23 protein-coding genes are annotated in these 24,898 nt (G+C 64.6%); 5 read left to right on the forward strand and 18 right to left on the reverse strand.

Translation table 11 applies throughout. From position 1 onward, the window contains the following. Positions 1-9: 9 nt before the first annotated feature. A complete protein-coding gene (locus NMI01S_RS27540; RefSeq protein ID WP_245717054.1) occupies positions 10-1,545 on the forward strand; it encodes an HAD-IB family hydrolase in 1,536 nt (511 codons plus the stop codon). Further along, positions 1,542-3,299: a 1-acyl-sn-glycerol-3-phosphate acyltransferase gene (locus tag NMI01S_RS27545; protein ID WP_063001625.1), complete on the forward strand. Its 1,758-nt coding sequence runs from the start codon at positions 1,542-1,544 to the stop codon at positions 3,297-3,299. The genes NMI01S_RS27540 and NMI01S_RS27545 overlap by 4 nt, the downstream gene beginning before the upstream one ends. A gap of 121 nt (positions 3,300-3,420) precedes the next feature. On the opposite strand, the gene NMI01S_RS27550 is transcribed toward NMI01S_RS27545, so the two are convergent. The 18 genes from NMI01S_RS27550 to NMI01S_RS27635 all read right to left on the reverse strand — a co-directional run bounded on the left by NMI01S_RS27550 (position 3,421) and on the right by NMI01S_RS27635 (position 20,860). Further along, positions 3,421-3,645, reverse strand: coding sequence for a hypothetical protein (locus NMI01S_RS27550; RefSeq protein ID WP_063001626.1), 225 nt, complete (start codon positions 3,643-3,645; stop codon positions 3,421-3,423). 17 nt (positions 3,646-3,662) lie between these two features. Next, positions 3,663-4,925, reverse strand: coding sequence for an NAD(P)/FAD-dependent oxidoreductase (locus tag NMI01S_RS27555; RefSeq protein ID WP_063001627.1), 1,263 nt, complete (start codon positions 4,923-4,925; stop codon positions 3,663-3,665). After that, on the reverse strand, positions 4,922-5,338 hold the full coding sequence (locus NMI01S_RS27560; protein WP_063001724.1) for a DUF2834 domain-containing protein: 417 nt from the start codon (positions 5,336-5,338) through the stop codon (positions 4,922-4,924). Before NMI01S_RS27560 ends, NMI01S_RS27555 begins: the two co-directional genes overlap by 4 nt. A 5-nt stretch (positions 5,339-5,343) precedes the next feature. Next, positions 5,344-5,661, reverse strand: coding sequence for a 2Fe-2S iron-sulfur cluster-binding protein (locus NMI01S_RS27565; protein WP_063001628.1), 318 nt, complete (start codon positions 5,659-5,661; stop codon positions 5,344-5,346). 75 nt (positions 5,662-5,736) lie between these two features. Beyond that, positions 5,737-7,056: a cytochrome P450 gene (locus NMI01S_RS27570; protein ID WP_063001629.1), complete on the reverse strand. Its 1,320-nt coding sequence runs from the start codon at positions 7,054-7,056 to the stop codon at positions 5,737-5,739. Between the two features lie 138 nt (positions 7,057-7,194). Continuing rightward, on the reverse strand, positions 7,195-8,202 hold the full coding sequence (locus NMI01S_RS27575; RefSeq protein WP_063001630.1) for an ABC transporter ATP-binding protein: 1,008 nt from the start codon (positions 8,200-8,202) through the stop codon (positions 7,195-7,197). A gap of 40 nt (positions 8,203-8,242) precedes the next feature. Then, the gene (locus tag NMI01S_RS27580; RefSeq protein ID WP_063001631.1) at positions 8,243-8,791 is read right to left on the reverse strand and encodes an Rv1363c family protein; all 549 of its coding nucleotides are present in this window, start codon (positions 8,789-8,791) and stop codon (positions 8,243-8,245) included. Beyond that, the gene (locus tag NMI01S_RS27585; RefSeq protein WP_157126399.1) at positions 8,788-9,321 is read right to left on the reverse strand and encodes an Rv1363c family protein; all 534 of its coding nucleotides are present in this window, start codon (positions 9,319-9,321) and stop codon (positions 8,788-8,790) included. The genes NMI01S_RS27580 and NMI01S_RS27585 overlap by 4 nt, the downstream gene beginning before the upstream one ends. Before the next feature lie 59 nt (positions 9,322-9,380). Then, complete coding sequence (locus NMI01S_RS27590; RefSeq protein WP_063001633.1) at positions 9,381-10,865, reverse strand: MCE family protein; 1,485 nt, start codon at positions 10,863-10,865, stop codon at positions 9,381-9,383. Continuing rightward, the gene (locus NMI01S_RS27595; RefSeq protein WP_063920873.1) at positions 10,865-12,091 is read right to left on the reverse strand and encodes an MCE family protein; all 1,227 of its coding nucleotides are present in this window, start codon (positions 12,089-12,091) and stop codon (positions 10,865-10,867) included. The genes NMI01S_RS27590 and NMI01S_RS27595 overlap by 1 nt, the downstream gene beginning before the upstream one ends. Continuing rightward, positions 12,088-13,227, reverse strand: coding sequence for an MCE family protein (locus NMI01S_RS27600; protein WP_063001634.1), 1,140 nt, complete (start codon positions 13,225-13,227; stop codon positions 12,088-12,090). The genes NMI01S_RS27595 and NMI01S_RS27600 overlap by 4 nt, the downstream gene beginning before the upstream one ends. Then, on the reverse strand, positions 13,224-14,264 hold the full coding sequence (locus NMI01S_RS27605; protein ID WP_245717055.1) for an MCE family protein: 1,041 nt from the start codon (positions 14,262-14,264) through the stop codon (positions 13,224-13,226). Before NMI01S_RS27605 ends, NMI01S_RS27600 begins: the two co-directional genes overlap by 4 nt. Then, the gene (locus NMI01S_RS27610) at positions 14,264-15,277 is read right to left on the reverse strand and encodes an MCE family protein (protein ID WP_063001635.1); all 1,014 of its coding nucleotides are present in this window, start codon (positions 15,275-15,277) and stop codon (positions 14,264-14,266) included. Before NMI01S_RS27610 ends, NMI01S_RS27605 begins: the two co-directional genes overlap by 1 nt. Next, positions 15,274-16,443 (reverse strand): MCE family protein, encoded by a 1,170-nt coding sequence (locus NMI01S_RS27615; protein WP_063001636.1) that lies wholly within the window; start codon positions 16,441-16,443, stop codon positions 15,274-15,276. The genes NMI01S_RS27610 and NMI01S_RS27615 overlap by 4 nt, the downstream gene beginning before the upstream one ends. A 7-nt stretch (positions 16,444-16,450) precedes the next feature. Continuing rightward, positions 16,451-17,284 (reverse strand): MlaE family ABC transporter permease, encoded by an 834-nt coding sequence (locus tag NMI01S_RS27620; RefSeq protein WP_084513336.1) that lies wholly within the window; start codon positions 17,282-17,284, stop codon positions 16,451-16,453. A gap of 9 nt (positions 17,285-17,293) precedes the next feature. Further along, a complete protein-coding gene (locus tag NMI01S_RS27625) occupies positions 17,294-17,974 on the reverse strand; it encodes an MlaE family ABC transporter permease (RefSeq protein ID WP_094027751.1) in 681 nt (226 codons plus the stop codon). 303 nt (positions 17,975-18,277) lie between these two features. Continuing rightward, complete coding sequence (locus tag NMI01S_RS27630; RefSeq protein ID WP_063001638.1) at positions 18,278-19,723, reverse strand: aldehyde dehydrogenase; 1,446 nt, start codon at positions 19,721-19,723, stop codon at positions 18,278-18,280. Positions 19,724-19,756: 33 nt separating this feature from the next. After that, entirely contained in the window at positions 19,757-20,860 is a 1,104-nt protein-coding gene (locus tag NMI01S_RS27635) for an NAD(P)-dependent alcohol dehydrogenase (protein WP_063001639.1), read from the reverse strand. A gap of 287 nt (positions 20,861-21,147) precedes the next feature. Here NMI01S_RS27635 and NMI01S_RS27640 point away from each other — a divergent pair, with 287 nt between their 5' ends. From NMI01S_RS27640 to NMI01S_RS36595, 3 genes are all read left to right on the forward strand, one after another. Then, positions 21,148-22,269, forward strand: a complete 1,122-nt coding sequence (locus tag NMI01S_RS27640; protein ID WP_063001640.1) for a LuxR C-terminal-related transcriptional regulator — start codon at positions 21,148-21,150, stop codon at positions 22,267-22,269. Further along, on the forward strand, positions 22,266-23,363 hold the full coding sequence (locus NMI01S_RS27645) for a LuxR C-terminal-related transcriptional regulator (RefSeq protein WP_063001641.1): 1,098 nt from the start codon (positions 22,266-22,268) through the stop codon (positions 23,361-23,363). The genes NMI01S_RS27640 and NMI01S_RS27645 overlap by 4 nt, the downstream gene beginning before the upstream one ends. A 283-nt stretch (positions 23,364-23,646) precedes the next feature. Continuing rightward, positions 23,647-24,477, forward strand: a complete 831-nt coding sequence (locus NMI01S_RS36595; RefSeq protein WP_439956306.1) for a helix-turn-helix domain-containing protein — start codon at positions 23,647-23,649, stop codon at positions 24,475-24,477. Positions 24,478-24,898 lie beyond the last annotated feature (421 nt).

The following is a 24,898-nucleotide window of genomic DNA, read 5'->3' on the forward strand; positions in this document are numbered from 1 at the left end:
CCTCCTAGGTTGTATGGTATTACCATTCTAACTATCGCCCGATGTGTTGACCAGCAGCAGCAAGGAGACACACCGCATATGTCGCTCTCCGCCCACCTGGACGCGATCCGGCGTGCGCCCACGGGCCCGGCCGTCGGCGCGTTCTTCGACTTCGACGGCACCTTGATCGACGGCTACTCCGCCGAGTCGCTGTACTCACATCGGCTGCGGCACGGAGAGATCGGGGTAGACGAGCTCGTGCACACGCTGCGCTCCATGGCCGGGCCGACACTGACCGAAGACCAGTTCGGCGAACTGCTCGCCCGCGGCGTGGCAGGCTGGGCCGGGCGGCCCGCCGCCGACATCGCCGAACTCGGCGCGCGGCTGTTCAGCCAGAGCATCGCGGGCTCGCTGTTCCATGAGATGTGGAGCGTGGTCAAGGAACACCAGCACTGCGGGCACACCGTGGTGATCGCGACGTCGGCCACCCGATTCCAGGTCGAGCCGCTGGCTCGCGAACTGGAAGTGGACCGGATTCTGTGCTCGGAACTGGAAGCGGTGGATGGACTGCTGACCGGCCGGGTAGCGGGGCGCCCACCCTGGGCAGCCGGAAAGGCCGCGGCAGTAGCAACTTTCGCCGACGCCACGGGCATCGACCTGTCCGAGTCGTTCGCCTATGCCAACGGGAACGAGGATGTGCCTTTCCTGTCGTGCGTCGGCCGTCCCTGTGCGGTCAACGCGCAGCCCGGTTTGGCCGAGCACGCACGAGCCCACGACTGGCCCGCGTTGCGACTGCGCCGTGGCCCCGGCAGGCTCGATCCGAAACCGGTGCTGCGCACCGCGGCGATGTACGGCGCGCTGGCCGGATCCGGCGTGGCCGGCATTGCGATCGGCGCGCTGACCGGCAACAAGCGCCGCGGAATCGACTTGGCCACAAGTCTTTTCGCCCAGGTCGGATCCGCCCTCGGCGACATCGACGTTCGGGTGATCGGCGAAGCCAACCTGTGGGCACAGCGCCCGGCGGTGTTCCTGATCAATCACCAGAGCTCCCTGATCGATCTCCTCGTCACGACGTCGATATTGCGTGGCGGATTCACCGCCGTGGCGAAGAAGGAGGCGGCGAGCATCCCTGTTCTCGGGCAGTTGCTGGCCATGGCCGACTTCGCCTTCATCGACCGCGCCGACCCCGAACAAGCCCACCAGGCGCTCGCAGAGGCCAGGCAGCGGCTGACCTCAGGGGTCTCCATCGTCATCTCCCCCGAGGGCACCCGGTCGCTCACCCCCCGGGTCGGCCGGTTCAAGAAGGGCGCCTTCCACCTGGCGATGCAAGCCGAAGTCCCGCTCGTCCCGATTGTTATCCGCAATGCAGGAGAACTGATGTGGCGCAACGCGAAAACCGCCCGATCGGGCACCGTGGAGGTACTCGTGCACGACCCGATATCCACGATCGGCTGGACCAAGGCGGACCTGGATCGCTCGGTCGAGCAGGTGCGGCGGCTGTATTCGGATACCCTCGCGCACTGGCCCGATTCGGCAACGTCCACGAATCTGGAGGCGCAGTCGTGACCGAACACGCGGGCCAGGGCGCCGAATCCGCGGAGGAGGTGGCCGCCCTGGCGGCGCGCCTCAACCGGCCGGTTTCCGACATCGTCGACGAGATCCGGTCCTACCACCGCGGCATGTGGGCCACCCACAACCAGACTGTGCTGCGGCAGTGGCATGCACTTGGGCGGTGGATGCTGCGCGGCTACGACCGGCTCGTCGACGAGGAGGAATTGGCGAAGCTGCACGCGCTCGACCGCGGGCATTCGCTGGTATTCCTCATCTCACATCGGTCCTATCTCGACGAGTGGGTATTTCCCACTGCGCTGGTGGAGCTCGGGGTGCGGGCGCCTTTCGGATTCGCGGGCGCCAACCTCGACTTCTTTCCGCTCGGGACCATTGCCCGGCGAACCGGCATCGTCCACATCCGGCGCGCGACAAACGATGTCCCGGTATACAAACTCGCCCTGCGATCGTTCATCCGCACACTCGTCGCCGACCGCTCCAACATGATCTGGTCCATCGAGGGCGGCCGTTCCCGGACCGGAAAGCTCCGCCCGCCACGCCTCGGCCTGTTGCGCTACGTCGCCGATGCCGTCGAGGAACAGGAGGGCTCGGACGTGCTGCTGGTGCCGGTCTCCATCCTCTATGACCAGCTTCCGACCCACGAGGTGGAGAAGATGACCGCGGAGGCGGGCGGGCAGAACAAAACGCCGGAGAACGTCCGCTGGCTCTTCGGCTACCTACGTGGCCTGCAGCGCCGGCTGGGCCGCGTGTATGTCGACTTCGGTGAGCCGATCGAGCTGCGGTCCCGGCTCAAGGAACTCAAGAGCGACGATGCCGCCGAGACCACCGCCATCGAACGCATCGCCGTGGAAGTGTCGCACCGGATCAACCGCGCCACACCGGTCGCTCCGACGGCGGTGGTCTGTATCGCGCTATTGGCCGCCGACCGGGCACTGACGCTCGACGAGGTGCTCGAGACGGTGGAACCACTCGCCGAGTACCTGCGCGCGCGGAATTGGCAGACGGCCGGCGCGGCGAATCTCACCGACCGGGCCACGGTCCGGCGTGCGCTGCAAGACCTCGAGAAAACCGGTGTGCTCAGCAGTTTCCGCGGTGATACCACCGTGTGGGGCATCCGTCCGAGCCAGCACCTGGTCGCCGCGGTCTACCGCAACAGCGCGATCCACGCCGTGATCGAACGGGCGATTGTCGAAGTGGCCGTACAAGGTTCGTGCACGACGAACGGCGCAGCGACCGCGCTCGACGACGCACTGCGGCTGCGCGATCTACTCAAATTCGAGTTCTTCTTCGCGGGCAGAACCGAATTCGTGGCGGCGCTGCAGTCCGAACTCGATCTGATCTCCGGTGGAAACACCGATTTGGCATCGATCGACGCGGCCACCGCCGAACGATGCCTCGACCGCGTCGATCTGCTCGTGGCACCGCTGATGCTGCGGCCGTTCATCGACGCCTACGCGGTGGTCGCACACCAACTCGCCGAACTCGGCGACTCGGCGGAGTTCGATGAGCCGTGGTTCATCGAACGGTGCCTCGCGGTCGCACACCAGTGGGCACTACAACGCCGCAATGCCGGCGCCGAATCCACCTCGGCCGAGATGTTTCACACCGCCCTGCGGCTCGCTCGCCGCCTGGGCCTGCTGGACGGTGAACAGCCGGGATCGGGGCAGCGCCGCGCGGAGTTCCGACGCGAGATCCGAGCGATCCAGGATCGAATCGAGCAGTTGTCGCGACGGTCGGTTGCCCGCCGCTAGTTCCGCGTCGCGCAACCGAAAGAGGCCGCCGGCATCGATGCCGGCGGCCTCTCGCGGTTCGGATGATCGAACGTTCTCTCGACAGCACGGGTCCGATCTGTCGCTCGGTAGGGCGATCCGATCAGCGGTTGACGCTGGTCATGGTGTTCATCTCGATCGCTCCCGTCCAGCCGCAGGGCAGCCCACAGCGCCCGAGGGGCTGGGTGTCGGACGAACCGTCGGTATAGGTGGTCACCACCACGGTTGCCTCGGCGCTGTAACCACACACCGGGCAGCGGCCGAAGTAATTGAGTACTTCGAAACTGCGCCGCCACAGCACGACCTCACCGTTGCTTACCAGATCCATGATGTCTGCCGTTTCACTCAGTAGGTCACCGATCGCGTGGGCGAGCCGCCTCGCAGCAGGTCCCGAATCGGCACCTCCGCATCGGCCAGCAGATCGGGGTCCACGGGCACCCGCTCCGAGATCAGCTTCTTGCCGGCCATGAAGTCCTTCGGGCTGTTCGCCGTCTCCACCGCGCACACCGTGCGATCGAGGCGCTGATGGAACAACGCAAACGATTCGGGCGACTCCCCCGCGCGCACGATGGTGCGGGTCCCCGCCTCCAGCAGACCGGCGATCTTTAACTTCAGATCGAACTGGTCCGACCAGAACCACGGTGTTTCGTGGACTCCCCCATCGGTCCCGCAGATCGCGGCGGCGGCGTGTTTGGCCTGTTCGACCGCGCTGGGAATCGATTCCAAGCGATAGAGCCCGTCCAGTGCGTCGTGCGGGCGGCGGGTGACGTCCCCGATGGCCATGATTCCCGGCACATTCGTCCGTCCGGCGCGATCCACCAGGACGCCGCCGTCGCAGGCAACGCCACACTGCTGTGCCAGCTCCACATTGGGCACCGCGCCGACACCGACGAGCGCATGGTCACAGGCGATCGCCGTACCATCGTGCGCCACAACGGTTGTGAGAGCGCCGTCCGTGGTCAGGAATTCCGCGACGTTGCAGTTCACGACCACGCGCGTGCCGCGTGCCGCGTGATACTCGGTCAGCCGGCGCGAGAGTTCGGCGCTGGCGACCCGCGCGAGGATGCGGTCCTCACGTTCGATCACCGTGACGTCGACACCCCTCGAGCGCGCCACCGCCGCAACTTCCATGCCGACGTAACCGCCACCGATCACGGCCAGCGTCGCCTCGGCGTCCAAGGCGGACCCCAATCGCTGCGCATCCGCGATCGTGCGCAACGTCGAAATGCCCGTGGCCTCGGCGCCGGGAACCGGGACCATGCGAGGCGTCGCCCCGGTCGCGATCACCAGCGTTGCGAAGTCGCGATGCTCAGCATTGTCCAAACTCACCCGTCGAGCAGCGACATCGACTGCGGTCGCCCGCACCCCGAGCAGCAGTTCGATGTCGTTGTCGGGGTAGAAGTCCGCGGGTTTGAGCAGTTGCACCATGGTGTCGTCGGTGAACTTCTTCGACAGCGGCGGCCGATGGTAGGGCGGATGCGACTCCTCCCCAATCAACGTGATCGGGCCCGCCCATTTCTGCTGGCGCAGCAGACCGGCGAGCGTCGCCCCGGCGTGCCCGGCGCCGATGATGACGACCGAATCGCTGGGGCCAGTGGTCGCGGTCATTCGCTGCTCACCGCCACTCGAGCAGCGTCCTCACTCCCGGCACCGCCGCGGCGAGCCAGAAAGCGTTCGCGCGCAACGAGATACACCGGGAAAGCCATGGAGACCCCGATGTAGGACAGCACGATGAAGAACACACCCCATTTGCGGCCCATTCCGATGCGCGCGCTGTCGGTCACCACCCACACCATGAATACCGCCCAGGCGATCAGCATGTCGATACTCAGGAATGCGGCCGTGCCGCCCGCGTCGATCGCGTCGCCGAAGAAGGCGATCGGGTTGAGGATGTTCCCGCCGTCTCGCATCCAATCGAATGCGTGCGGCCAGGTCAGCAATAGCGCGACAATGCCGGCGACGATGTAGAGAGCATGCCGGATATCGGTCCACCGGTCATTCGGGCTCGAGTGCGCAGCCACCACGATCACCGGCTGTCGGCTACGCGAACGTGGATTTCACGGTCGGTATCGGAGACGATCAGCTGGCACGACAGCCGGGACTCCGGTGTCGCACCATCGAGATAGTCGATGAGTTCGGATTCCTCGTCGCTCGGCTCCGCGAACAGATCCTGATACTCGGGGGCGAGAAACACATGGCAGGTAGCGCACGCGCAGCTGCCTCCGCACTCGGCGACGATTCCGGGCAGATTGTTGTTGACCGACCCACTCATGATGCTCTGCCCCGCATCGACGTCGACCTGGGAGGTCGTGCCGTCCGGTAGGTGGTACACGACTTTCGCCATGCGCTGCTGCACTTTCTATTCGATGAAATCATCGGTGCGCCGGGAACTTCGCGCTCCCGGCGCACCGCGACGAGGTCAGGAGAAGGTCAGTCGGACCGGCAGGTGGCGCAGTCCGCCGACGAAGTTGGTCTGGATCATCTTCGGCGTGCCGGTTACCTCGACCTTCGCGAGCCGCGGCAGCAGCTCTTCGAGCATCACCTTCAGCTCGAGCTTCGCCAGATGCTGGCCGATGCACATGTGCGGGCCGTAGCCGAAGGCGATGTGCTTGTTCGGGCGCCGGTCGATATCGAAGGTGTCGGGATTGTCGAACACCTCGGCATCGCGGTTTCCGGACTGGAACAGCAGCACCAGCCGATCACCGGCCTTGATCTTTTGACCGCGCAGCTCGTAGTCCGACAGCGCCATCCGGGTGAATTGCTTCACCGGCGACACGATCCGCAGCGATTCGTTGACCAGGTGCGGAATCAGACTCGGGTCGTTCCTGACCCGGTCGAGGATGTCCGGACGAGCGGCCAGGTTGTGCAGGCATCCGGCCAAGGTGCTCGCCGTGGTGTCATGGCCGGCTGTCGCGATCGCCATGAACCAGCCGTAGGCGAAGGACTTCGGGAAGTACTCCCCCGTCTCGTCCTTGGCGACGGCGATCAGGGTGGCCAGATCATCGCGCGGATTCACCCGGCGGTCTTCGACGAGGACATCGAAGTAGGCGTAGAAATCCTTGATCGCTGCCGCGAACTGCTGCGCCGCGGCATCCGGTGACAGCGCTTCGACATCGTCGCGGATCGCGTCCGGATCGGCGACCCCGAAGAAGTCCTGGGTCAGGGCGAACATCAGCGGTTCGTCGGCCTGCGGCACACCGAACAGAGTCATGATGACGCGAAGCGGGAAGAAGACACTGAATTCCTGCACCGCGTCCAGCTCCGGCGATCCGGAGGTCAGCCGCTGCACCGATTCCCTTGCGATGGCGCGGATCTGGTCCTCCCACTTCTTCAGATTGGCGGGACGGAACCAGTCGAAGGCGACATCCTTGATGACCGTGTGCTCCGGCGGGTCCAGGTAGGGCAGGGCGTCGAGAATCCGCAGACTCCCACCCAGGAGCTGCTTAGTGAATTCGTCACCGGCCTGATTCGCCAGCAGCGGGTTGTGCGTGCCCTTGTCCGGACCGCCGCCGGCGCTGAAGATCTCCGGCTGCCGCTCGATTTCCATGAGGTCGGCATGTTTGGTGACGAGCCAGAGCGGGTCGTAGCCCTCCACCCGCACCTGGGCGAGCGGCTGATTTTCGCGCAGCCAGCGGTAGGCCTCGAATACCTTCGCGTCGTCGGCGTGTCCTTCGGGCAGGACGACGGTGCGTGCGATGTCGTCGGGAACGGTCCCGGTGTCGGATTCGACCGTGGTCATGGTCAACCTCTCTCGGTTGTCTACGCGCGTTCTCGATGCCCTACGGCGAACGCCCGTGCGATCGTCATTCGTTGTACTGCAGTGTGATTCGAGTCTCAGCGATAGCACCCGGTGCGCGCCTCACCACATCGGGGGGTTTTACCCCCACCTGGGAGGGACGTACTCCTCCTCGGTCATGGACTCCAGAATCACGCTCTGCGCGGCCGGCGGCAGGGACGGCAGAATTTCCCGCACCCGGTCCTGCCTTCGCAATTCCCCTTGCCGCGGCGGCATTCCCGGTGTGGGACGCATTTGCGGCACCACCCCGGCGATCACCTCGACTCCGCCCGCGTGGTGGCCTGCTTCTACCAGCGCCCGCTCATGAGCCATCTGTGCTTCGTCTTTTTCTTCCGACATGCCGATCGGCCCGATCATGGTGCCGTTGAGGAATTGCTCGACCACCGGCTCGTCACTGGTCAGCAGCACCTCGCGTGGTCCGAACATCACCAGTTCACGGCGGAACAGCATGCCGATGTTGTCCGGCACGGTGCGCGCCAGGTTGATGTTGTGCGAAACGATCAGGATGGTGGCGTCGATCTGTGCGTTGATATCCATCAGCAGCTGACTGATGTAGGTGGTACGCACCGGATCCAGACCGGAGTCGGGTTCGTCGACGAGGATGATCTGCGGATCCAGCACCAGCGCACGAGCCAGCCCCGCGCGCTTGCGCATACCACCGGATATCTCGCCCGGAAGTTTCGTCTCGGCGCCGGTGAGGCCGACGAGCTCCATCTTCTCCATCACGATGTCGCGAATCTCGGACTCGCTCTTCTTCGTATGCTCACGTAGCGGGAAGGCGGTGTTGTCGTAGAGATCCATGGATCCGAACAGCGCACCGTCCTGGAACAGGACGCCGAACATTTTCCGGATCTCATAGAGTTCTTTGTTCGAACAGCGCAGAATATCCGTCCCGTCGATGACGATCGAACCCTCTTCGGGGCGCAGCAATCCGATCAACGACTTCAGGAATACCGATTTCCCGGTGCCCGACGGCCCCAACAGCACACTGATTTCACCGCGGGGCAGTGTCAGCGACACATCCCGCCAGATCGTCTGCGATCCGAACGACTTCGTCAGCCCCTGCACCGCGACTTCGACGCCACTCATATTCTCTCCAGTTGTTCGATGACGTGATTCGATTGGCGGGTCACACCGGCTGCAGTTCGGAGATCAGCCATTGATCGCCGATGTGATTCAGCCGGATACGCACGCGACTGGCATCCAGGCGCGGCTGTGGGGATTCCTTGCTGCTGGTGGTCTGGTCGATGAACATCAGCACGGTGGCCGAATCCGAGGTCGCGTCCACCACCGACTTGCCGGCCACCGACGCCTTGGTCACCGTCTGATGCTCCATGGCCGCCGGGATGATCGTGTCCTTCACCAGAGATTGGAACCGATTCTTGAAATCGCCGGTGAGCAGATTCGCCGCGTCGTCGAGATCTTGTTCGGCCGAATCCGCCCGATAGGACAAGAGTTTCGGAACGCTGGTATCGGCGGTCGCCAGCGCGCTGGTTCGGGCGGTGTTCACCGAGTCGTTGTGCTGAATGCGAATTCCCATGACCGTGACCGCGGCTATGAGGGCGATCAGCCACATCGCCAGCGGGACCAGAACAAGCGTTTTCCGCCGACGCGACCAGCCTTCGATCCGAGCTGCGGTCCACAGCGGCACTCGGCGGACGATTTTCGCGATTGTCATGATACGAACTCCACATCCGAGATCAGCCATGTCCCGCCGAGGTGCTGCAGACTGACCTTCATCCGGTACAACCGCTGCTGACCATTCGGCGCGTCACTGTTCTTGACCGTCGAGGTCGACGCCACCAGCACCTGAGCCTGGTTGGGGTCGGCGCTGATCAGTCCGGCTTCGGTGACCTGCCCGGTCGACTCGACGGCTCCCTTCGCCACGACCTGACGGAACGAATCCGCCTGGTGGGAAAATTGATCGCGAAAGGAACCGGTTGTTTCCGACATGATCCGTTTCATATCGCCATCCAGCGATCCCTGACTCAATGTGGTCAGATCGACCACCATCCGCCGCGCCGCCGACACCACCGCGGCATCCCTGTCCTTGGCGGCATCGTCAGCGCGCAGATGCAGCTGCATGAAGGTGGCGACGACCGACCCGGCGATGATCGCCACGACGAGCAGCGCCACGCCGATCGCCGTAAAGGGAAGTCTCCGAGCGGTTCTCACTTCGGCGGACACTTCGGTGGTTTCCTCGGCCACGGCGACAGACGACGAATCGGCGCTCGGCTCGGTGTCCTCCGTCGCGGGATCGTCACTTCTCAGTTTCGTGTCGGCTTGATCAGTAGCTGTTGCCACGTCATCGCCTCCTTCTGTGTGGTGTCGAACGAAGAGACCGTGTATGCCTTTCCGTCGGGTGCGGTGAAGCGTCCGGTCACCGGGTCGTAAGGAACGGCGGCGGGCGCATCGGTGGGTTGAGCGATCGGTGCGGCGGGCGGAGCGGGTTCGGCCGGTCCGGCCGGCGATGGGACAGCGGTCGGCGTCGGCGGCGGCGGGCCTGCCGGGGCGGAGGCCGGGGCACCGCCCGGGTGGGACAGCATCCCGGGCCAGGTCGAAGGTGCGCCGCCGGGACAGTCGGCCTGATATGTGGTGCGCACAGCGGGATTCGAGACGCACGGCATGTTGCGGGAGCCGCGCACCGCCTGGGGATCGTTGTGCGGCAGCATGCAGGTCGCATCCGGATTCGCCGGTGCCGGGCTGGTGTCCGACGGGTCGCGTCGCTGGGTGCTCTCGTAGCCCTGGGTGCAGGTCACCGGCCCGAACGTGTTCAGCAACTTGACGTCCAGGGGTGCCTGAGCGCTCAACTGATCGCCGTCCCGCTGCAGACCCTGATGCTGCACGCTGTAGTTGAACGACGCGGTGATCGCTGGGTAGACAACGAGGATCTGTCGCAGCCCCGGGACGTTGACCCGAAGCACCTGACCAACCGTCTGCAGATTCGCCAGCAGATTCGGCAGCGGCGCGGTCAAGTCGGTCAGCGCCGAACCGACGGTGTCCGCGAACCCCTTGCCCTGGTCGAGAACCGTGCGCACATTCGGGTCGTCACCGGCCAGTTGCGCCGTGAACGAGGCCAGGTCGTGCACCGAGGATGTCAGATCCGAGGACACCGCGTTACCGGCGTCGAGCAGCGGTTCCGCATCCTGGATCAACCTCTTGGTCGGATCCCAATTCTTTTGTGCCAGAGCGATGATCGAATCGGCGGAGTCGATCAGTCGTCCGGCCGGTGACCCTTGCGCGTCGAGAGCTCGCGAGCCTTCGGCCAGGGTCTGGCGCAGATCCTCGGGCGGCACGACCTGCAGGAGCCGGTCCACATGATCGAGCAGGGTCGCCGCGGACGTCGGAATCGTGGTGTGCTCCAAGGGAATAACGCTGCCGTCGTGCAGGTACGGGCCGCGGTCGGCGGTCGGCGTCAGGTCGACGTATTGCTCACCGACCGCGGACACGCTCTTGATCGCGGCCGGGGTGTCGGCCGGGATCCGCTTGTTCGACTTCAGCTGCAGTTGCACCGCGATCCCGTTGTCGCTCAACGAGATCGATCGCACGACTCCTACATCGGAACCGCGATAGGTGACCAGAGCGTTGTCGTAGAGACCGGCGCCGTCGGCGAAATGCGCCGTGACGGTGTAGGTGCCGATCCGGGTGGCGTTCTGGATTCCGCAGTAGTTGATTCCCACGAAGACCAAGCTCACCGCCGCGACGACGGCGAACACCGTCAATTGCAGTTTGACCAGGCGTGTCTTGTGCATCAGTGTCCTCCGGCGCTGGGTGCGGGCGGCGCGAACAACCCCGGCAACCCGGGCAACGACGGAAGTGCCGGTAACGCCGGGGGTTGCGGCGGCAATCCGACTGCCGGCGGTGCGGCGTCTGAGGGCGGGTGCGCCTGGGTCGGCGCGATCATCGGGTCCACCACATGACCGATGGCCACCACGCTTTCCAGCAGGCCCTTCGGCATGCTGGGCAGGATCTTGTTCAGCACGCCGTTGGCGCTCAGGTCGAGCGTCAGGTACAGGTTGATGAAGTCGCCGCGGATCGCACGATCGATCGTCGATACCGGGAACGGAATCGTGGCGGCCAGGTCGAGCGCCTTCGGCAGGTTGGCTCCCGCGGCCGCCAATTCGGTCAGGACCGGCCGCAGATTGGTCAGATCGTCGACCAATCCGGTGTGACTGGCCGTCAGCACCTCGTTGGCGACCTGTCCGAACCGCCCGAGGCTGGCCAGTGTGTCGGTCAGCTGCCGTTGCTGCTTGTCGAGCACTCCGAATGCGGGCGCCAGCGTGGCGAGCCCCTTGTCGATGGTCGCGGTCTGGGCGCCGAGCGTGCCCGACAACTTGTCCACCGAATCGATGGCCCGGACGATATCGTCGCGCTGGTTGTTCAGGCTGGTGACGAAGGTGTCCAGATTGTCGATCAGGTCGCGCAGGGTGTCCTCGCGGCCGTCGAGCACGGAATCGGCCTCGGCGACGATGGTCCGGATCTGTTCGAGCCCACCGCCATTGAGCACCCCCGACAATGCGGACAGCACCCGATCGGTGGAGGGGTACTCGCCGCTTCGCTCCAATCCGATGACATCGCCCGCCCGCAAGGAGCGCGTCGCGGGCTGCTGTCCCGAGGGGACCGACAATTCCAGGTACTGGGCACCCAGAATGCTGGTCTGGCCGAGCGTGGCCGACACATTCGCGGGCAACGCGGCGGAATCGTTCAATTGAACGTTCAGCCGCGCATGCCACCCGTCCAGTCGGATCGACGTCACGGTGCCGACATCGACGTTGCCGGATTTGACCACCGAATTGTTCACCAGGTTCTGCACATTCGGCATGTCGACGGTGATGTCGAAGCCGCTGCCCTTCGACGCATTCCCCGGCAACGGCAGGGAATTGACGCCGTCGAAACGTCCGCAGCCCGCCAGCACCGTCGTCGTCGCCAAGAGACCGAGCGATACCGACAGGGCCTTCTTCTTCCTGATCTGTTTCATCGAGTACCCCCCGTCAGCGGAGCCAGCAGCCCCTGTAGGTCGGTCGGCGCCGGCGCCGAAGGTGGTCGGGTCTCCGCTACCGCACCGGCCAGCTGGCCCGCCAGCGACTGGGTCGCCGTCCGGCACATGTCCGGCGGGGCATTCACCGTGGTGGCGAGCACACACAGCAGCGAGCGGCCATCCGGAATGCCCGGCAGCGCCAGGCCGCCCGTCAGCGACGCGGTCTGCGGGTCGTAGATGTTGTAGAAGTCGCCCAGTGCCGTCGGGGCGCTGTGCAGAATCTGGGCGAGATCGTCTTCCTTGTCCACCAGCAACTGGGTGATGTGCTGCAATGACGACACATCGCTCACGAGTTGGCCGCGGTTGTTCTTCACGAACTCCTGGATCTGCCCCATCTGAGTAGCCAGGCTGTTCAGCAGTGCGTTCAGCTCGGTGCGGTTGTCGGAGAGCAATTGCGACACCGACGACAGCTGCCCGGCGAATCCGACGATCTGTTTGTCGTTGGCCGCCAGCGCGGAGACGAAACTCTGCAGATTGCGCAACGTCCCGAACAGATCCGGGCTGCCCTTGTCCAGCGCGACCGCCGCCGCCGACAGTGCCGCCAAGGTGTTGTTGATGGTGGTGCCGCGGCCGTCCACCGTGCCCGCGGCCGCGCTGACCGCATCCGCCAGCGGCCCATTTCCGTTGTGGCCGTTCGGTCCCAGGGCCTCGAGCAGCTCGTCGACCTGCTTCTTCTCCTCGTCGAAGGAGACCGGCACGGCGGTGCGCTCGAGCGGGATGACCGCGCCGTCGGCGAGGGTGGGCCCGTGGGTATAGGCGGGCGCGAATTGGACGTATCTGCCCGAGACGAGCGTCGGGGCGATGATGGCGGCCTTCGCGTCGGCCGGCACGCGCCGATCGGCGTCCACCGACATCTCGACCCGGACCCGGTCACCGGCGGGGACGACCTTGTCCACCGTCCCGATCTTCACCCCCAGCACATCGACGGAGTCGCCGGGGTAGAGCCCGGTGGTGCTGCGGAAGTAGGCCACCACGTGCTTTTTGGAGGGATGGGCGGCCGCCAGGACCGATACGGCCACCGCGACGACCGCCACCACGCCCACCGCGATCACCGCGAATCGAGGAATCCGTTTCATCGCGGGCCTCCGGAATTGTTGGGCTGTGGATTGTTCAACGTCGCCGGGGTGATGTTGTCCAGCAGCACATTGAAGAAGGGGCCACTGGCGACGACGTCACTGAGCTGGGTCACGAACGTCCGCAGGCCGGAGATCGAATCGCTGACGTTCTTGTAGTTCTTGTTCAAGGTCTCCACTGTCGTGCCCAGTTCGGTCAGTGTGGGCCCGATACTCGCGGTGTTCTCCTGGGCGAGCGCACTCAGTTCGTCGAAGACGCTTTTCGCCTGCACCAGAACCCGGTGGATTTCGTCCGCCCGGGTGTTCAGCGCCGCGAACAGGGATCGGCCGTCGGCCAGCAGGAGTGCGAACTGTTCGTTTCGCTGGGAAAGAATTCCGCTGACGCCGTTGGCATGAGCCAGCAGATCGTCGATCGCCTGGTCGCGGCTCGCGACCGTGTTCGACAGCCGGGTTATGCCGGTCAGTGACGATTCCAGGTCGGGCGACACGGTCTTCAACAACGCGCCGGCCTGATTCAACGCGTCGCTGAGGCGCGTCTTGTCGGTCTTCGCCACCGTATCGGACACCTCCGCGAGCGACCGGGAGATGTCGTAGCCGGATGTGGTGCGCTGCAACGGAATAGTCGCTCCGGCCGCGAGGGTTCCCGGTCCCTCGGGGGCGAGTTCGATGTAGCGCTTGCCCAGCAGCGTGCCGACCCGGATCGCCGCCCGGGTGTCGGCGCCGAGCCGCACACCATGGGTATCGGCGGTGAATTCGACTTCCACCCGGTCACCCGACAGCTCGACGCTCTTCACCCGGCCGACCACCACGCCGGCGACCTGCACGTCGTCCTTGACCGCCAAACCGCTGGCATCGGCGAACTCGGCGCGATAGTTCGAATTGTCACTGACGCCTGGAATGGACCGGTACTCGAAGACGACCGCGAGCACGATGACCACCAGCAGTGTGCCGACGAGGCCCACGCGCACGCGATTTCGTTCCCGCATCGGCAACCGTCCGCGCCATTTCCATTTCAGTGCCCGCTCTGCGATCCGACCCATTATTTGCACCTGTCTGCCGGGGCTACGACCATCGGCGTATCGGCGCCCCCTTGCGGACCGGGGTACCGGATGGCCAAACCACATACGAAGAAGTTCACGAAGTTGCCGTAACTGCTTGCACGAGAGATCTTTTGGTACGCGTGCGGCAGTCCGCTGAGCAACGCGTTCAGACTGTCGGTCTCGGCGTTGAGATTGGCCGCCGTACGCCCCAGTTGTGTGATATCGGCGGCCAGCGGCGCGCGCGCTTCGGCGAGAACGCTGCTGAGGGTGGAAGTCGCAGCGTCGAGCTGGTCCACCGCGCCGGTGACCGTCGCCTGGTCCTCGTTAAGACCGCTGACCAACTTCTGCAGATTGGCCACCGCGGCGGACAGATCCTGCCCGCGTTGGTCGGCGGTGTTCATCACCGCGCCGAGGTTGGTGATGATCGCCCCGATCGCCCGGTCCTTATCGGCGAGCGTGCCGCTCAGCGTCGCGACCTGCCGCACGATATCGGCGATCTTGTCCGACCGGCCGTTGATGACCTCGACCAGCGAGGCGGTCAGCCGGTTGGCGGCATCGGGATCCAATCCTTGTAGCAGGGGGCGGAATCCGTTGACCAGCTGATCCATTTGCAGTCCCGCGCCGGTCCGGCTCGCGGGGATCACGGCACCGGCCGCCAGCGCCGGCGCCGACGGTGAACTGTCGGTCAGCTCCAGATAGCGGTCGGAGATGAGGTTCTTGTACCGGATCTGCAGCTTCGTCGCGGTGGTCAGCGGCCGCTGGGAATCCACGTCGAATTTCACCAGCGCTTCCCGTGGTCCGGTCAATTCGACCGAATGGATTTTCCCTACCGGGATTCCGGCCACCTTCACATCGTCGCCCACCTTCAGACCCGACGCGTCCGTGAATACGGCGCTGTACGAGGTCGCCGGAGTGAATCGGATATTGCCGACGGTGGAGGCGACGAGAAAACCGGCGAGGGTCGTGACGACGACGAATACGAGAAGCTTGATCAGTGGTCCACGTATGGTCATTTCGTCCGTCCAAGCAGTAGTTCGGCGATATTCGTGGCCGAGGGAGAAGGAGGGGCGGGGGTTTCATAGGCCCGGCTGCCGTCGTCGAAATCGGTGTGGCCCGGATCGGCCCCCGTCACTCCGTCATGGGAGCCGTAGCAACTCGGCGGATTCGACACCCCACCGATATGCGGCAAATTCTGTTGCGTATAGGGCGGGTCGCCCATGGGGACCGTTCCCAGAATGTTGAGGCCCGGCCGGGCACCGCCCAGCGTGCGCTTCAAATAGGCGTCGGACTGTACGAGCCCCGACAGCAGGCACTGGTACTCCGGCGAGTAGTCGGCCAGCACGCCGGTCACCGGATCGAGCGCGTCGACGGCTCCGGGCAACGGCCTGCCGGCGGCGTCGAAGAAGGTGGTTCCGACATTGCCCAGTCCGGTGAAACTCATCAGGAATGCCGCCAGCACCGACTGCTTGTCGGTCAGTGTCTGCCCGGTCACGCTCGCGTTGTTCAGGACCGCGAGCAGGTCGGGCGCCAGTCCGGACAGGGTGTCGGCATTGTCGGCCAGTTTGGGAATGTCGCGCTGCAATGTCGGCATGGTGCCGTTGAATTCACTAAGGTACGCCGACAGGGTTTGCAGGCTCTCGCCGAGTCCGCCTCCGCGACTGCGCACCGCGGCCGCGCTCTGCGTCAGCACGGTGTCGACCTGCGCGGGGTCGACCTGTTGCAGAACACCCATCAGCTTGCCGAGGACGTCCTGGAATTCGACGGTCACCTGCCGCGCATCGATGACCGCGCCGTCGGCCAGCCGTTTCGGCGACGGATCGGCGGGACGGACCAGGGAAACGTATTTGCGGCCGAACAATGTCGAGGTGCTGAGATCGGCACCCACGTTCGCGGGTATCCATTTCAGTTGGTCCGACCGGACCGCCATGTCGATGGTGGCGCTGCTGTCGTGAAAGGACACTGCGGTCACGCGACCGACGACCTTGCCGCTCATTTCCACCTGGGAGCCGACGTCCATCATCAAGCCGGTCCGGCCGGTTCGGATGGACACCCTCGCCGTGGAGGTGAACGCGTCCTTGTACACCGCGACCGCCAATGCCGTCAGTGCCAGCAGGAGGGCGATCATCGCGACACCGACGCCGGCGTCGTGGATGCGAGATCGGTTGGGTGTGTTCGTCATATCGTCGTCACCCCGAAATGTGTGCGCCGGAACCGGGACCGCCGAATACTGCGATGCCCACCAACAGGTCGATCACCATCACCGCGATCAGCGAGGTCCGGACCGCCCGACCCACGGCGACGCCGACGCCGGCCGGACCGCCCGAGGCGTGAAATCCGTAGTAGCAGGTGACGCACATGACCACGATCGCCATGACGATGACCTTGAACAGCGACCACCAGACATCCGCCGGAATCAGGAATTCCTTGAAGTAGTGGTCGTAGGTTCCGCTGGTCTGGTCGGTGAAGACGAGGGTTACGGCGCGGGTGGAGAAATATCCCATGATCAGCGCGATCGCGTACAGCGGGATCACGGCGATGACACCGGCGATCAGTCGCGTGGTCACCAGGAACGAAATCGGCGGCACCGACATCACTTCCAGTGCGTCGATTTCCTCACTGACCCGCATCGCGCCCAGTTCGGCCGTGAATCCGGCGCCGACGGTGGCGATCAAGGTGAACGCGGTCATCAACGGGACCGCTTCGCGGGTGTTGAAGAATGCGGAGACGAATCCTGACAGCGCCCCGATGCCGATCCGGCCCAGCGACGTATCGCCCTGCTGACCGACCTCGTAGGCGCCGGCCATCGCCATGAACCCGAGAATGACCATCGTGCCGCCGACCCGCGCCAGCGCGCCGGTCCCCATACTCACCGCGGCAATGAGTTTCAGCACTTCCCCCCGGTATTGCCGGAATGTGTGCGGGGCGTAGGAGATACTCCGCCCGTAGAACTTCAATTGCCCGCCGAGATCGGCGAGACTGTCGACCGGCGCGTTCGCGACACCGGCAATTTTGGTTGCCACCCGAGCCTCCTACGCCTGCAGGGAAATAGTCGTGATGATCGAATTCGTGAGGAAGAGCAGGACGAAACTCACGACAACGGTTTGGTTGACTGCCTCGCCGACACCTTTGGATCCACCTTTCGCCCGCATTCCGAGGTGACAACCGACCAGGCCGGCCAGCAGCCCGAAAACACCGGCCTTGATCTCGCCGACGACGAAGTCGCCGAGACCGGTCAGCAGCGACAAGCTGTTCACGAACTGTCCGGGCGTGGCGCCCTGGACGTAGACGCTGACGACGTAACCTCCGGTGATGCCGACCGCCGTGACCACGCCGTTCAGGAACACCGCCACCACCGCGGCCGCAGCGACGCGCGGAACCACCAGTCGCGCAATGGGATCGATACCCAGCACCTCGATGGCGTCCAACTCCTCGCGGATCTTTCGCGAGCCCAGGTCCGCGCAGATCGCGGTCGCGCCGGCGCCCGCGACGACCAGTACCGTCGTCATGGGGCCCATCTCGCGGATCACGCCGACACCGGCGCCACTGCCGCTGAGGTCGATGCCGCCGATCTGATCCAGAATGAGATTGATCTCGAAAATGATCATCGCACAGAACGGAATCGCCATCAATATCGACGGAGCGATCGAGATCCGGCAGATGAACCACGCCTGATGAATGAATTCGCGCCACTGCACCGGCCGCTGGAACATACACCGGAATGTTTCCCAGGCGGTGACATAGAATTCACCGAGCGCGGTGGCACCGCCTTTCACAAAGCGCAGCACTTCGGCGGCAAATTTATTTCTGCCGCGCGAAGATGCACGGCCATCTATTACGGCCATTTCTTCCTCACGTATCGGATAGGCGGGCGATCGAACGCGGCAGCCGACCGGGGCCGAGCACGGCCGGGTGGTGGAGCGTCGTCGAACGACCGACGTCCACCACCCCGGCTCACACGCGTGACTTCGATCGACCCGGAACTCGCCCTCGAGGGACCGAGCACACCGTGTCGATCAGAGATAGATCGACTTCGTTTCCAGATAGGCGGACAGCGCCTCGGGACCGAGTTCGCGTCCGAGCCCACTGGCCTTCACGCCGCCGAAAGGCGCGGTCGGATCGGGCAGATAGCTGTTGATGCCGATGGTGCCGGATTTCACGCGCCGCGCGACCTCGACGCCGCGGTCGTGGTCGCCGGTCCACACGCTGCCACCCAACCCGTAGGCACTGTCGTTCGCGATCCGGATCGCATCGTCGTCGCCCTCGTACGCAATCAGCGACAGCACCGGGCCGAAGATCTCCTCCTGAGCGATCGCGGAGCGATTGTCCACGTCGGCGAAGATCGTGGGCTGCACGAACCAGCCGCGATCGAGCCCCTCGGGCCGACCACCACCGACGGTGACGCGCGCCCCGTCGCCGATGCCCTTCGCAATGTAGGACTCCACGCGCTCGCGTTGCCGGGCGCTCGCCATCGGCCCGATCTGAGTCTGCGGGTCGAGCGAATCGCCGACCTGCAATGAACCCGCCAAAGCGGTGAACACGTCGACGATTTCCTGATACCGCGATTTCGGTGCAAGCACGCGGGTCCCCAGGAAGCAGGTCTGCCCGTTGTTGAGCAGGGTGGCGCCGAACAGCTGCTCACCAACCGCGGCCAGATCCAGGTTCGCGTCGTCGAGGATGATCGCGGCCGACTTTCCACCGAGCTCCAGGGTCACCGGCCGCAGCAGCCGCCCGCAAGCCTCGGCGATACTGCGCCCCGCCGCCGTCGAGCCGGTGAACGCGACCTTGTCGATGTCCGGATGCTCTACCAGGTAGGCACCGACTTCCCGGCCGCCGGGCACGATATTGATCACGCCCGCGGGGATACCCGCCTCCTCGATCGCCTCGGCCAGCACATAACTGTCGAAAACGGTCTCCGGTGAGGGCTTGATGACGAAGGTGCAGCCGGCGGCGAGCCCGGGTGCGTATTTGAATGCGGCGAGCGCCTGCGGGAAGTTCCACGGGACGATGGCGCCGACGACACCGATCGGGGTGCGGCCCACCAGGGTCGATCCGCCGAGCAGTCCGGGGCGGGTTTCCTCGAACGATGTTTCCCGGAGCACGCCGGCGTAGTAGCGCAGCAACAGCTGCGGGAATACCGCCTCCAACTTCTCCGACACCGCGACCGGCATGCCGTTCTGGGAGCTGACCGCCTGGACCATATCCGGGACCCGCTTGTCGAGCGCATCAGCAAGGCGGTCCAGGGCGTCCGCCCGCTGCGCCGGAGCCCACTGCGACCACCCGCTGGGATCGTCGAATGCCGCCCGTGCCGCGGCGACGGCAGCGTCGATATCGCTGGGTGCGCCGTCGGGAACCTGGCCGATCACCTGCTCGGTGTTGGGCGAAATCACCGAGATTTTCGCCGACGACGCCGGGATGCGCCACGTACCGCCGATGTAGAAACGATCGCGTTGAACAGTCATGATGTAATCCTTTGCGCGTTTTGATATTTCGGATCAACGGTTGGTCAGGACGACCTTGACGGCCTCGCCGCGGTGCTGCGCTTCGACCGCCTCGTTGATCTGCGCCAGCGGCATGGTGGTGATCAGCTTCTCGAACGGGAACCTGCCCTGGCGGTGCAGGTCGAGCAGCTGCGGAATGAAGGTGTGCGGATCGGCATCGCCCTCGGTGATGCCGCGGACCGAGAGGCCCTGAATCAAGAGCGGGATGAGTGGGACCGGTAGCGCCGCCTCCGGGTTGGAGGGCACGCCGATCAGCCCCAAGGTGCCTCGAGCGCCCAGTGACAACACCAACTGCACCAGCACGTCCTGGATCGCGGTCGTGTCGATCGCATAGTCGGCGCCTTCGGGCACGATGCCCCGGACCTGCTCCGCCACCGGGCCGGCGCTCGGATCGATCGCGTGGGTGGCACCGAGATCGAGAGCGAGCTTGCGCCGGCTTTCATGGGGTTCGACGACGATGATGACGCGGGCTTCCCGCACCACCGCCGCGAGCACGGCCGACAGGCCCACAGCTCCGCCGCCTGCCACCACCAGCGAGGAACCGGCCTGCACGTCGAGTGAATTCATCACCGCGCCCGCACCGGTCTGAATGCCACATCCGAGCGGTCCGACGATCTCCACGGGGGCGTCGTCCGGCAATTTCACCACATTGCGCTCATGCGCAACCGCGTGCGTCGCCAGCGAGGACTGGCCGAAGAAGTTGGAACCCAACGTCTTTCCGTTTTGCGCCAACGCGGAGGAACCGTCCGGCCGCACGCCGCCGAAGTTGTATGCCATGAAGTTCACGCAGTAGGCCGGCGCTCCGTGGTCGCACTGCACGCAGGAACCGCAGCTGTTGAAACTGACGGCAACCGCATCGCCGACAGCGACTGTGCTGACTTCCACGCCGATTGCGACCACGGTTCCGCTGCCTTCGTGCCCGACCACACCGGGAAGCGGGAACGGCAGGTGGCCTTCCCGGATGGCGAGATCGGTATGACAGATGCCGACGCCGACGATCTCGACGACCACCTCGTCGGCCGCGGGGGCACCGAGTTCGACTGTCTCGACGCTGAATTTTTCGCCTACCCCACCCAGCACAGCGGCCTTGATTTCCATGTCCTACTCCCTGACGGTGTCGATGTTCGGACCGATGTTAGGTAGCGCACAGCAGGAAAACCGCTGTTCAGACGGCAAATCACTCGAATACCCCCCACCGCTCCCCCTTCAGAGGGAGAATCCGCGCACCGGGTCGGATTCCGTCCAGCAAATGTGAACAGCGCGTGTGTTTGACGTCACATCAAGCTTAAATTATGGTCTAACCATTCAGTGTTTGCAGGGTCATCGCCGACCCGAGGGTGTGCAAGGAGGCCTCCATGGTGCCAATTGCATCTTGGACTTCGGCCGTGGACGAACCGTTCGCCGGAGCAACACAGGAGGTGCTCCAACACGCGAGCGACCTCGTCGGAGCAGAGTATGTTGTCGATCTCCCTCTGCCACGCGACGCACGAATCACAACATTGCGGACTCGCCTGCTGGATCTGATCAACAGCGCCGAAACCACGCCCGCACGCCGAACCGAGGCCTGCGAGGTTCTGGCGGCACTGCATCGGCTACGACACGAGGAGCTGGCGACGGCCCTGACGCAACAATTGTCTTCCCTCTCCGAGATCCGCGACAGCATCGGCACGTTGGCCGGACTGTCGCCTCGACAACTGATCGACACCGTGCCCGCTCAGGCCTGTCGCGACCTGTCGTTGGGCCGGGCGATGATCTCGACAATCAGTGGTTCAGTCTGGCTGCCCCAACACCTGCACATCGAGGAACGCACTGTCGGCTCCGCGGCGTTCGAACAGTTCGTCGACGGTGCCCGGATTCCCCTGTCGGACGCACCGCTCGAGACGGAAATGCTGGTCCGCCGGCGAACCGCCGCTCTGGTCTCCGACCCTGTCTCGGACAAGCGGACATATAAGCAGATCGTCGACGCCGCGCAGACGCGCGCCTATGTCGCGGCCCCGATCACCGTGCGCGGCAGGACCATCGGGATGCTGCATGCGGACCGTCCGAAAGATCCGCACAGCCTGACCGACGACGGTATCGAATTGCTCGCCGCGTTCGCCGAATGCCTGTCGACGGTCTTCGAGAGTGCGTGCTTGGCCGATCACATGGCGAAACAGTTCAAACGTGCCGCCGATACCTATGCCGAAGTGCTGGCCATGTTCGACGATTCCGACGACGCAGCCGCGTGGGCCTCACCATCGCCGCCCGCGGCTGCGCACAGACCGACACGACGGTTGCATTCGGCGCCCACAGGCGCGGCATCCCTGACTTTCCGGGAACGCGAGGTCCTCACTCACCTCGCGACCGGCGCGACCAATATGCAGATCGCACGTAACCTCACAGTCTCCGAGGCAACCGTCAAGTCGCACCTGAAGCAGATCTCGAAAAAGCTCGGGACCTCGAGTCGTGCTGCCGCTGTCGCGGCCTATACGCGTATGACCCAGGAACCCTGCGGAATCGCATTATGAACGCCGGCACGGCGTACCGGGCACTCGACACCCTCCTGGCGCTCGACCGCGAACTGCGTCGCACCCTTCAGCTCGGGCGGCAACCAGATGTGTCGACGCTGGCCCAGGCGATCCTCATGTCCGAGAAGACAATCGCCGTCGCGCTGTCAGCGCGGGCGATACCCGATTCGGCTGCCGACATCGCGCGCGGAAGCTTGATCGCAGCAGTTCTCGACGCCCAGGCCCAGGTTCGCGAGATCATCCTGCAGGTACAGACGCAACGGATACCGGCACTCGCACGAACAGTCACCCGGATGCGCAGCGCCACCTCGGTCGAGGCACTGATTCGGCAGACCTGTTCGGAACTGACCGGCACGCTGGAATTCCGGCGCGCGAGCTATTCGCTGTTCGACGGTGCCAGTTGCACCCTGCGGTACGTGCATCCCGGTGCCGAATTGCCGCCGCCAGAAAGTACCGATTCCCGGAAACCGACTGCGGCCGAATGGGATTGCATCGCCGACCGCCGGTCGGCGCTGGTCGACACCACTGCACTGGGGCAGGACCGCGACCATATGGCCGAGATCTTGGACACCGCGCACTATGTAATAGCGCCTGTGGTCGTCGGTTCCGATGTCCGTGCGCTGATCCACGCCGCCCGGGACCTGCCCTGGACCGTCGACAGCACCGATCTCCAGCTACTCGATATCGTCGCCGCAACCTTCGCGGTGATTCAGAAGCGCGAGGTGCGAACACATCGGATGCAACGGCAGCGGCGGAGTATTCTCGCCGCGGTGCGGCAGCTGGCCACCGAGACCGACTCTTTCGCGGGTCTGGACGCGGACCTCGGGCTCGAAGGAGCATCGATACGACCGGGCAGCCCTGCACAGTCGATACGAGCGGCAGTACACGAATCGCTGACACCACGTGAGGCCGAGGTATTGGGCCTGATCGTCGACGGCGCGTCGAACAACGAAATCGCCGAACAATTGGTGATTACCGTGGAAACCGTCAAGTCACATGTCAAGCAGGTACTGCGCAAACTCGGCGCGGTCAACCGATCGGAAGCCATTTCGCTGTATCTGGAGGAACGGCGCCGGGCCGGAAAAACGCCATAGGGCCCGACAATCGGCCTTTTCCATACGACCGAGTCGATCGTCGGAACTGGACTGCCGGACTGTCGGAAACGCTAGCCCTCTTTCAATGCAACTATTCCGGGACGCCGATGGGTCACGATCTGTTCACCGTGATCGTCCGTCTCCGTCGGAGGCGCACTACAGAAAGGCCGAACTTGTGAGTGGATTGACCGGAGGTCGATTCGTCATGGTTGCCACCGGCATGGGAGAGGCGTTCTATGTGATACCGCAATTGGCGCCGACCGACAGCGCGCCATAGGAAAGAATCGGACTTACCGACACCGGGATGGTTTACAACGCTACCCGTGCCACGCCGCTTGGCATGGCACCGGCAAGCGTCGTGCAAGCGGCGTTCTTCCGGCTTCCATCCCGATCGTATCAACGCCTATTTCCCTCGCGTATGGGAGAAGACCACATCGCAGAAGGCATTGGACGTCCAGGTCGAAGTCGCCGACGAAAGCTTCCGCACACTGCTCGGAAGTTGGTTGGTTCTCCGTACGCACGGCAAGGAGGCTGTATTCTGCGCCACGCCATGGAGATACGCGACACCGGTGCTCGCGCTCTACCGGCCGGTCTTGCCGCGCTGCCGTGGCCGGATCACAAGGAAGCACACCTCACCATCTGGCACGCATTCAGCTTCCTGCGGGAGTACCGGGGTGACACCCACTCGCAGTGCTCGTTTCCAGTGGCATTTACCCATGCGAGTGTCATCGGCTCATGCGCGACATGGGGATCACGGTGGAATGCGGAAACCGCACCGGACCTTAGCGGCCTCGTCGATCGGCAGTGGCCGGCGGTCGACCCGCGCGAAGCGCTGAAACGGCTGTGTGACAAAGGCATTCTGAGCGAGGACGGGGGTATCACCCAAGCGGGAGTGCGCCGTCACCTCGAGATGGAGCGTGCCACCGACGCAGCATCCGCGCCGCGCTGCGCCGAGGGGGTCAGACTGTCGAATCGTCTTGCCGATCTGCTAGAGAAGCCGGGAGCATTTTGCGCTCCGCATTCGGCCTGGGGGCACTCGCCGACAAAGTCGGCAGGTAACCGGCCATGTCTCCCTCCCGGGAAAACCTGTCCGGAGTGCCTCACGAACCTGTAATTGCGCGCCGAAATCACAGCTTCCGTCACTGTCGGTGTTCTTGCCGCGCGCCACGATCGACGCACCGGTAACTTGCAGTCACCGGTGCCGAATTCCGAGGGTTGTCCACGACGGTGGAGCCCTGGATCAGCATGCGACCGCCCAACTTTACCTCCGGCGGGACCAACGCACCCGTATAGCTGAAGGCGAAGTCGACTGCGACGTGGCTGACCGGTGCGCTGCTCTGCCGCCGAATCGTCACCCTGTGTCTCCCATCCCTGTGACCCGACCACCAGACCGAGTCGACGTGTTGTAGTGAACACCAGAACTATCGCGCGGACAGCGTGTGGCCACTACTGGCTGTTTCGACAGCTCCCCACTCCTGCAGACAGTCCCTCGAACTGGTACTGCCACCACCCGCCAGGGGGATGTCACGAAGGCG

Origin of the sequence: Nocardia mikamii NBRC 108933 (assembly GCF_001613505.1) — a bacterium.
GTDB classification, from domain to species: Bacteria; Actinomycetota; Actinomycetes; order Mycobacteriales; family Mycobacteriaceae; genus Nocardia; species Nocardia mikamii.